We start from the raw sequence: 7,809 nt of genomic DNA, 5'->3' as shown, positions 1-7,809 counted from the left end.
AAACGCCCGGTTACATTTCGAACCCGGAAGCTAAGCCTCACAGCGCCGATGGTACTGCAGGGGGGACCCTGTGGGAGAGTAGGACACCGCCGAACAATTTTTAGGGAAACCCCCGCATCGAAAGATGCGGGGGTTTTCTGCGTTCTAGGGAGATTTCGGCCGTCGACAATCGGCCCGTATATCGGGTGAGCCGACCATGGGGCGCGGGCTACCGTGGCCGCATGAGCATCTCGGCCAGCGACGACTACGTCGTCCGCGCGATCCGTCCCGACGACTGGGCCGCCGTGAGGCGGCTGCGCCTCGACGCGCTGCGGGATCCGGTCGCCCATCTCGCGTTCCTTGAGACGTACGACGACGCGGTGGTCAAGCCGGACGCGTTCTGGCAGGAGCGGGCCGTCGGATCCGGGGAGAACTCGGAGTCGGCGCGTCAGATCATCGCCGAGGCGCCGGACGGGACGTGGGCCGGTACCGTCACCGTGCTCATCGAGGAGGCCGGGTCGAAGGACTGGAGCGGCAAGCTGGTCGAGCGCCGGCAGGGCCACGTGGTCGGCGTGTTCGTGCGGCCCGAGCACCGGGGGAACGGGCTGATCAAGGCTCTGTTCGACGCCGGCGTGAGCTGGGCCTGGCAGCAGGGCGCCGAGCGGGTGCGGCTCTTCGTGCACGCCGACAACGCGCGGGCGCAGGGGGCTTACCGGAGGCTCGGGTTCGAGCCGAGCGGGCTGATGGTGTCGTTCACGAAGAACGAGGCGGAGAAGGAGTGGGAGTTCGTGCTGGAGCGGTAGCTGCGGTGGTCGCGGACCGGGAGCTGCTGAAGCGGTGGCTGCGGTGGTCGCGGATCGGGAGCTGCTGGAGCGGTGGCTGCGGTGCTCACGGACCGGGCCGTTGGACTCGTAGCCCGGTGGTCGCCGATCGGGTGCCGTTAGACCGGTAGTTGCTGGTGCGGCCAGCGGGAGCGGGCCTGTTCGCGGGAGCGGAGCAGGGCCAGGGTCGGCAGGCCCTGAGCGGTGCCGGTGGCGAGGAGCCGCGGCAGCTCCGGGAAGGGGGCGACGGCCGCGATGTCGTCCAGGACCAGGGTGAGTGGTGGGTCGAGCCGACCGGAGGATGACCGTTCGGCCATGCGCCGGCCGCGCTCGACCACGCTGGAGACGAGAGCCGTCAGGAGCGGCATCGCGCCGGGGTTGCTCCGGGGGTCCTCGATGGATTCACCGACCAGATAGAGCGTGCCCCCTTCGTGGACGAAGGAATCCAGGGCGAGCGCATCGTTTCGGTTCGCGGTGCAGGCCTCGCGGATGTTGACCGTGGAGAGCGCGGACAGGGCCCGGCTGGTCAACTCGTGGGCCACGTCACGGCGTTCGGGATGTGCGGTGAGCGCTGCCTCGAGTTCTCCCGCTGCACCGGGGGCGGCCTTGGGATGCGTGCGGAGGGTGCGTACGGCGTCCTGGACCTGGGTGCCCTGGGACCAGCGCTGGACGTGGCGGACGGTGCGGTTGTCCAGCGCGGCGGCGTGGAGGTAGCTGCGCAGCAGCGTGACCGCCGTGTCGGCCACCGCCTGGTCGATCTTGGCGGTGGGCTGCACGGGGGCGAGGAGGGCCGTGGCTCTGCGCAGGGCGGTCTCTTTGTCCTCGCAGCCGCTGGCCGGGGACCAGTGGAGGCGGGCCGGGGTGTCGCAGAGATGGATCGGGTCGTAGAGGAGGGTGGGGCCGAGTTTGGCTCTGGCGTCCTTGGTGTCCTGCCAGACGGCGGGGTTCGAGGTGACCACCAGGGCGGGACCCTGCGCGTCCTGGATCGCCAGCGCCGCGGCTGAGTGGCGGGCCGCGGGCGCTCCGTAGCGCAGCGGCGCCATCGCCGCCATCGGCTCCAGCGCCGGCGCCTTGGCTTCCAGAGCCGGTGCTGTCGTCTCCGGGGCCGGTCCTGGCGTCTCCAGGGCCGGTGCTGTCGGTTCCAGGGCCGGCGCCTTCGCTTCCGGAGCCGATCCGGCCGGAGTCATGGCCGATGCCTTCGCTTGCGGAGCCGGTCCCGCCGGAGTCATGGCCGATGCCGTGGGTTCCCGGTCGGGTGCCGTCCGTTGCGAGGGGGACGGCGCTGTCGGCTCCAAGGCCGGCGGCATGGGGTCCAGGACCGGGGCGGAGGGCCCCGGGGACGGCTCCGCGCGCGGTACAGGGACCTCGTGGCGCTGTTCCGGTGTCGTGGGCCGCGGCGCCCGGGCCCGCTGTCGTTCCGCCCGGCGCCTGGTCTTACCCGCTCGCCACCGGGCCAGCGCCCCCATCGCGAACAGCGTCATGACGAGCAGGATCATCAGCTGGCCGATGAACAGGCCCCAGAACAGACCCCAGCCGGACAGCTGGGACGCCGGGGTGTCGGGCCAGGCGCCGGCGATGTCGTGCGGCCGGCCGATGAGGTGGCGCATCGCCAAGGGGGTGCGGGTGAACGTGACGCCGTCGGGCAGGCCGCCGTGTGCGAAGAGGGCTGCCAGCCCCGTGGCCGTCCACACCATCAGGGTCATGCCGAGGAGGAAGGCCAGTATCCCGACCAGGAGGCCGTCGGGAATGCCGCCCTGGCCCTCTCGCCGGTCGGTACGGTGATCGCGAGCGTCCGGTCCCACGCCGTCCCCCTACGCCACCGTCGACTCGGAGTCGCCCAGGTGCTGCTCCACGAAGGCCGCCGCCCGTTGCTCGGCCTCCAGCTCGGCGGCGCGCAGGGCGTCGTCGGCCGTGAGGTCGGCGGAGGACTCGGTCATCGCGCGGTCGGTGAAGACCAGTGGGCGTTCCGTCTCGGTGATCAGGTGTTTGACCACCTGGACGTTGCCGTTGACGTCCCAGACGGCGATGCCGGGTGTGAGGGTCGGGATGATCTCGACCGCCCATCTGGGCAGGCCGATCACCCGGCCCGTGGCCCGTGCCTCGTCCGCCTTCTGGGCGTAGATCGTCCGGGTCGACGCCATTTTCAGGATCGCCGCCGCCTCCTTCGCCGCCGCACCGTCCACCACGTCGGACAGGTGGTGGACGACGGCGACGAAGGACAGGCCCAGCCGGCGCCCGAACTTCAGCAGCCGCTGGAAGAGCTGGGCGACGAACGGGCTGTTGATGATGTGCCAGGCCTCTTCCACCAGGAAGATGCGCTTCTTGCGGTCGGGGCGGATCCAGGTGTGCTCCAGCCACACGCCGACGATCGCCATGAGGATGGGCATGGCGATGGAGTTGCGGTCGATGTGGGACAGGTCGAAGACGATCAGCGGGGCGTCCAGGTCGATGCCGACCGTGGTCGGACCGTCGAACATGCCGCGCAGGTCACCGTCGACCAGCCGGTCCAGCACCAGGGCGACGTCGAGTCCCCAGGCCCGTACGTCGTCTATGGCGACGTTCATCGCCTCGGCCGATTCCGGTTCGGGATGCCGTAGCTGCTCGACGATGTCGGTGAGCACGGGCTGGCGGTCGACGATCGTCTCGTTGACGAACGAGTGGGCGACCTTCAGCGCGAAGCCGGAGCGCTCGTCGAGGCCGTGGCCCATGGCCACCTCGATGATGGTCCGGAGCAGCGCGAGCTGGCCGGTCGTGGTGATCGCGGGGTCCAGCGGGTTGAGCCGGATCCCGTGGTTCAGGGCGGCCGTGGGGTCGAGCCGGATGGGGGTTATCCCCAGCTCCTCGGCGATGAGGTTCCACTCGCCGACCCCGTCCTCGCCCTGCGCGTCCAGGACGACGACCTGGCGGTCCTTGAACCGCAGCTGGCGCAGGACGTACGTCTTCTCCAGCGCCGACTTGCCGTTGCCGGACTCTCCGAGGACGAGCCAGTGGGGGGCCGGGAGCTGCTGGCCGTAGAGCTGGAAGGGGTCGTAGATGTACCCCTTTCCGGAGTAGACCTCACGGCCGATGATGACACCGGAGTCGCCGAGGCCGGGCGCGGCGGTGGGCAGGTAGACGGCCTGGGCCTGGCCCGTGGAGGTGCGCACCGGCAGCCGGGTGGTCTCCACCTTCCCGAAGAGGAAGGAGGTGAAGGCTTCGGTGAGGATGGACAGCGGATCCCGCATCGGTGAATCAGCCCCTACCTTCGGATGCCGGTGGCGAAGGGAAGTGTGTTCACGAAGGCGCGGTGGTGCTCGCGATCGCACCACTCCAGCTTGAGGTACGACTTGCCGGCGGAGGCCCTTATCGTGCGCTTGTCGCGGGCGAGGGCCTCCGGGGAGCGGGACGAGACGGTGATGTAGCCGACGAGGTTGACGCCCGCCGCGCCGCTGGCGAGGTCTTCGCCCCGCTGGTCGAGCCGGTTGTGGGCCGCGATGTCGCGCGGGTCCACGGTCCGGTTCATCTTGGCGGCGCGGGAGGCCTCGGCCTCGTCGTTGGTCTTCTCGGTCAGCATGCGTTCGATGGCTACCTCGGTGGGCTCGAGATCCATCGTCACGGCGACCGTTCGGATGACGTCCGGGGTGTGGACGAGGAGCGGTGCGAGGAAGTTCACCCCCACCGGGGTCATGGGCCATTCCTTCACCCAGGCCGTGGCGTGGCACCACGGGGCGCGGGTGCTGGACTCGCGGGTCTTGGCCTGGAGGTAGGTGGGCTCCATGGCGTCCAGCTCGGCCGGCCAGGCGTTGCGCTTGGTCATCGCCTGGATGTGGTCGATGGGGTGGTCCGGGTCGTACATGGAGTGGACCAGCGAGGCCAGCCGGCCCTGGCCGAGCGGCTGGCGTACGCGGATGTCGGCCTCCTGCAGCCGCGAGCAGATGTCGGTCAGCTCGCGGGCCATGACGACGGCGAGTCCGGCGTCCCGGTCGACCTTGCCGCCGTGCGCGCGTACGGCCCGGCCCATGGCATGCGCCTCGGCGGCCAGTTCGCGGTTGTAGTGCATGCAGGCGACGAGGTAGGCGCGGTGCTGCTCGCTGCTGGTGGACACCATGGACTGCAGCTGTTCGTACGACTGCCGCAGCCAGTCGGGGGAGCGTTCGTCGCCGCGCAGGCCGACGTCCTTGGCGTGTGCGTCGGGGTCGGCGGGCAGGGTGCGGGCGAGCATCTGCAGCCGGGTGACGAAGCCGTCGCCGTTGGCCACGTGCTTGAGCAGGGTGCCGAAGCGGTCGACGAGGGCTTCCTGGTCCTCGGAGTCGCGTAGGCCGACGCCGGGGCCTTCGATCTCGATGGCGGCGGTGACCGTCTTGCGGTCGGCGTGCAGCAGTACGGCGATCTCGTCGGGTCCGAAGGGGGCGGCGAGCCAGCTGATGCGGCCGATACCCGGGGGCGGTCCGATCTCGATCTCCCGGCCGTCGATCCGGGTGCCGGCCTCCATGACGCTCGACCGGTAGCCGGCACCGCGCTTGAGGGTGCGCTTGTAGCTGCGGTTGATCTCGAACCACCGGTAGAAGGTGCGCCGCTTGTACGGCACGTAGACCGCGGCGAGCGCGAGCAGCGGAAAGCCCGTCAGGAGCACGATGCGCAGGGACAGGACCGGGACGAGGAGGCCGCACATCATGCCGAGGAACGCGCCGGCGATGATCAGGGCGATCTCGCCGGATTCGCGGTTGCGGCCGACGATCGCGTTCGGCCGGGCGCGGCCGATCAGATACGTACGGCGGGGCGTGACCGGATGGGACAGGTGGGACTCGGTCGTCAACGCCCTTCACCTCCAGGGCGGTTGTTGCGGGCGTTGCCGGCGTGCGGGGTGTTGATCGGGCTGGCCGCGCGGGGCGCGGGCGCGGCGGAGGGGACGGCTCCGCCGCCCCCGGCGGGGGTGCGGCCGCTGTGGGCGGCGACACCGCCGGTGGCGGGGTTGGCCGGGCGGGGCGTGCTGCTCTGGCCGCCGCCGGTGTTGTTGTCGGCGCGGGTGCTGTGGGTCTTGATGCCCTGGGCGACGAGGGTGGCGGGGGAGCTGATGACGGCGGCGGCCTTGCCCTCGGCGCCCTGCATGATGCGGTTGCTGCGGGAGCCGGCCAGCTCGTCGCCGAAGCCGGGGACGAAGCGGTAGATCATGGCGCTGGCGAAGATGGCGAGCAGGATGATGGCGAGGCCGGAGACGACTGCGGAGAAGGCGTCGGGGCCGCTGTCGCCGGACAGGGCGCCGGCGAGCCCGAGGACGATCACGATGACCGGTTTGACGAGGATGACGGCGATCATGATCCCGGCCCAGCGGCGTACGTGGCCCCACAGGTTCTTGTCGACGAGTCCGGCGTAGACGACGGTGCCGAGGAGGGCGCCGACGTAGAGCAGGGCGGCGCGGATGACCAGTTCCAGCCAGAGGATGCCGGCGGCGAGGATGCTGACCAGGGAGACGACGATCAGCATGATCGGCCCGCCGCCGATGTCGGTGCCCTTGCCGAGGGCACCGGAGAAGGTGCCGAAGAAGGTGTCGGTCTGGTCGCCGGTGGCTTTCGCGAGGACGTCGGTGACGCCGTCGGTCGCCGACACCACCGTGTAGAGGATCAGGGGGGTGAAGGCGGAGGCCAGCACGGTGAGCCAGAGGAAGCCGACGGCTTCGGAGATGGCGGTGGTGAGGGGCACACCGCGGACGGCCCGCTTGGCGACGGCCAGCAGCCACAGCAGGAGGGTCAGGATCGTCGAGGCGGCGAACACGACGGCGTACTGCTGCAGGAACTTGGCATTGGTGAAGTCGACGTTGGCGGTCTCCTTCACGGCGTCACTGAGCTTCCCGATGGTCCAGGAAGCAGCGTCGGCACAACCCTTGGCCAGAGAGGAGAGGGGGTCGAGGGTGTCGGTGAGGGGGTTGCCGGGGCTTCCGGTCAGGCCTTTGCGAGAGCTGCCGCTGCCGTTTTCGCAGTACTTCTTGGCAGGCCCGGCGATCAGCGAACAGGGATTGTCGCTTGTCGAGGGGGTCGGCTTTGGGGCTGCGGTCGCGCTGGTGGCCAAGAGCACAACGTTGGCTTGTACGGCGGCCACCAGGCCGGTGAGCTTGAGCGTGCGGTGCTGGCTACCGGGCATAGGTGAAGCCTCCGAACTCCTGTACCGCCTTGCTGATCTCGTTGGCCCCGGACACAGGGTTGTCACCGGTGACGGGAGTGGGACCGGTCTTCTGGCTGGATTCCGATACCTTCCAGTCGTTATCGTTCCAGCTCAGTTTCATGGTCACGGTGAACCAACTGCTAGTCACCGGATTCGTGGAACCGTCGCCGGCGAAACCGAAGAGGCCGTTGCACCAGACTTCGACCGTGGCTGCGCTGTCTCTGAACGAGATGAGTTTGGTGCCAATCGGCATCGTGCGGTTCACGAACGTGTTGCCCTTCGGCGCACTTCCGTCGGCATTAAGGCCGACCTTCTGCAGAAATGCGGTCGAGTAGTCGGCGTCGAAGCCGGACTGAAGGCTGCTCACCGTCCGTGAGTCAGCGATGGTCTGCACGATCTGATGGCGTACTGCCGTGTTGAACATGCCGTCAGATCCCAAGGCGGTCGAATAGTTCGCCGCCGCGCTCTGTGCACCCTGCTCCGTGTGCGCGAAGCCCGAGGGGATGGTGCCGGTCTTCGTCCCGACCGGGCGGGTGCCGGACGGGGCTGTCGATGACGTGTGTGGCTGGGAACCCTTTGCCGTCGGACGGTCGGCCGGCTTGTCGGGGTTTCTGTTTGCGAGAGCGATCGCGGCGATGAGGAGGACGACCACGCCGACCACTGTGACCAGGCTTCGCGGGGAGGTGCGGCGGGCGGGTCGGCGGGGGGCGCCGCCGTAGGGGTCGCCCTCGGGCAGGCGGGTTCTGGTGTGGCCCGTGTCGCCGTAGTCGGTGTAGCCCTGCTCGTCTCCGGGACTCATGCCGCGTCCGCCCCCTCCACCTCGTGGACATACGACGGTAGCCGTGCTGGTTGCCGCGCGGGCGCGGTGTGG

Annotated in this window: 6 protein-coding genes and 1 rRNA gene; 2 read left to right on the top strand and 5 right to left on the bottom strand. The window is 69.7% G+C overall.

Annotated elements, in window-relative coordinates:
• A 5S ribosomal RNA gene (gene rrf, locus ACGFT2_RS11775) occupies positions 1-95 on the top strand; the annotation flags it as partial.
• 126 nt (positions 96-221) lie between these two features.
• The gene (locus tag ACGFT2_RS11770; RefSeq protein WP_393276263.1) at positions 222-782 is read left to right on the top strand and encodes a GNAT family N-acetyltransferase; all 561 of its coding nucleotides are present in this window, start codon (positions 222-224) and stop codon (positions 780-782) included.
• A gap of 137 nt (positions 783-919) precedes the next feature.
• Here the strand turns inward: ACGFT2_RS11770 and ACGFT2_RS11765 are convergent, their stop codons facing one another.
• The 5 genes from ACGFT2_RS11765 to ACGFT2_RS11745 are packed head-to-tail and all read right to left on the bottom strand — an operon-like array spanning position 920 to position 7,737.
• Positions 920-2,602 (bottom strand): type VI secretion protein, encoded by a 1,683-nt coding sequence (locus ACGFT2_RS11765; RefSeq protein WP_393276260.1) that lies wholly within the window; start codon positions 2,600-2,602, stop codon positions 920-922.
• A gap of 9 nt (positions 2,603-2,611) precedes the next feature.
• Positions 2,612-4,024 (bottom strand): ATP-binding protein, encoded by a 1,413-nt coding sequence (locus ACGFT2_RS11760; protein ID WP_393276258.1) that lies wholly within the window; start codon positions 4,022-4,024, stop codon positions 2,612-2,614.
• A 14-nt stretch (positions 4,025-4,038) separates the two neighbouring features.
• Positions 4,039-5,595 (bottom strand): SCO6880 family protein, encoded by a 1,557-nt coding sequence (locus ACGFT2_RS11755; protein WP_393276256.1) that lies wholly within the window; start codon positions 5,593-5,595, stop codon positions 4,039-4,041.
• Positions 5,592-6,917, bottom strand: coding sequence for a hypothetical protein (locus tag ACGFT2_RS11750; RefSeq protein ID WP_393276253.1), 1,326 nt, complete (start codon positions 6,915-6,917; stop codon positions 5,592-5,594). The genes ACGFT2_RS11755 and ACGFT2_RS11750 overlap by 4 nt, the downstream gene beginning before the upstream one ends.
• On the bottom strand, positions 6,907-7,737 hold the full coding sequence (locus ACGFT2_RS11745) for a hypothetical protein (RefSeq protein WP_393276250.1): 831 nt from the start codon (positions 7,735-7,737) through the stop codon (positions 6,907-6,909). The genes ACGFT2_RS11750 and ACGFT2_RS11745 overlap by 11 nt, the downstream gene beginning before the upstream one ends.
• Between the last annotated feature and the right edge of the window lie 72 nt (positions 7,738-7,809).

The organism is Streptomyces sp. NPDC048514, assembly GCF_043199955.1.
Taxonomy (GTDB): Bacteria; Actinomycetota; Actinomycetes; order Streptomycetales; family Streptomycetaceae; genus Streptomyces.
Note: the sequence above shows the minus strand (reverse complement) of the source record. Positions and strands in the feature narration are given on the sequence as shown.

Bases quoted from the DNA above. Each gene is read 5' to 3' on its own strand.
- ACGFT2_RS11770 (WP_393276263.1), top strand. From the start codon at position 222: ATGAGCATCTCGGCCAGCGACGACTACGTCGTCCGCGCGATCCGTCCC.
- ACGFT2_RS11760 (WP_393276258.1), bottom strand. From the start codon at position 4,024: ATGCGGGATCCGCTGTCCATCCTCACCGAAGCCTTCACCTCCTTCCTC.
- ACGFT2_RS11750 (WP_393276253.1), bottom strand. From the start codon at position 6,917: ATGCCCGGTAGCCAGCACCGCACGCTCAAGCTCACCGGCCTGGTGGCC.
- ACGFT2_RS11745 (WP_393276250.1), bottom strand. From the start codon at position 7,737: ATGAGTCCCGGAGACGAGCAGGGCTACACCGACTACGGCGACACGGGC.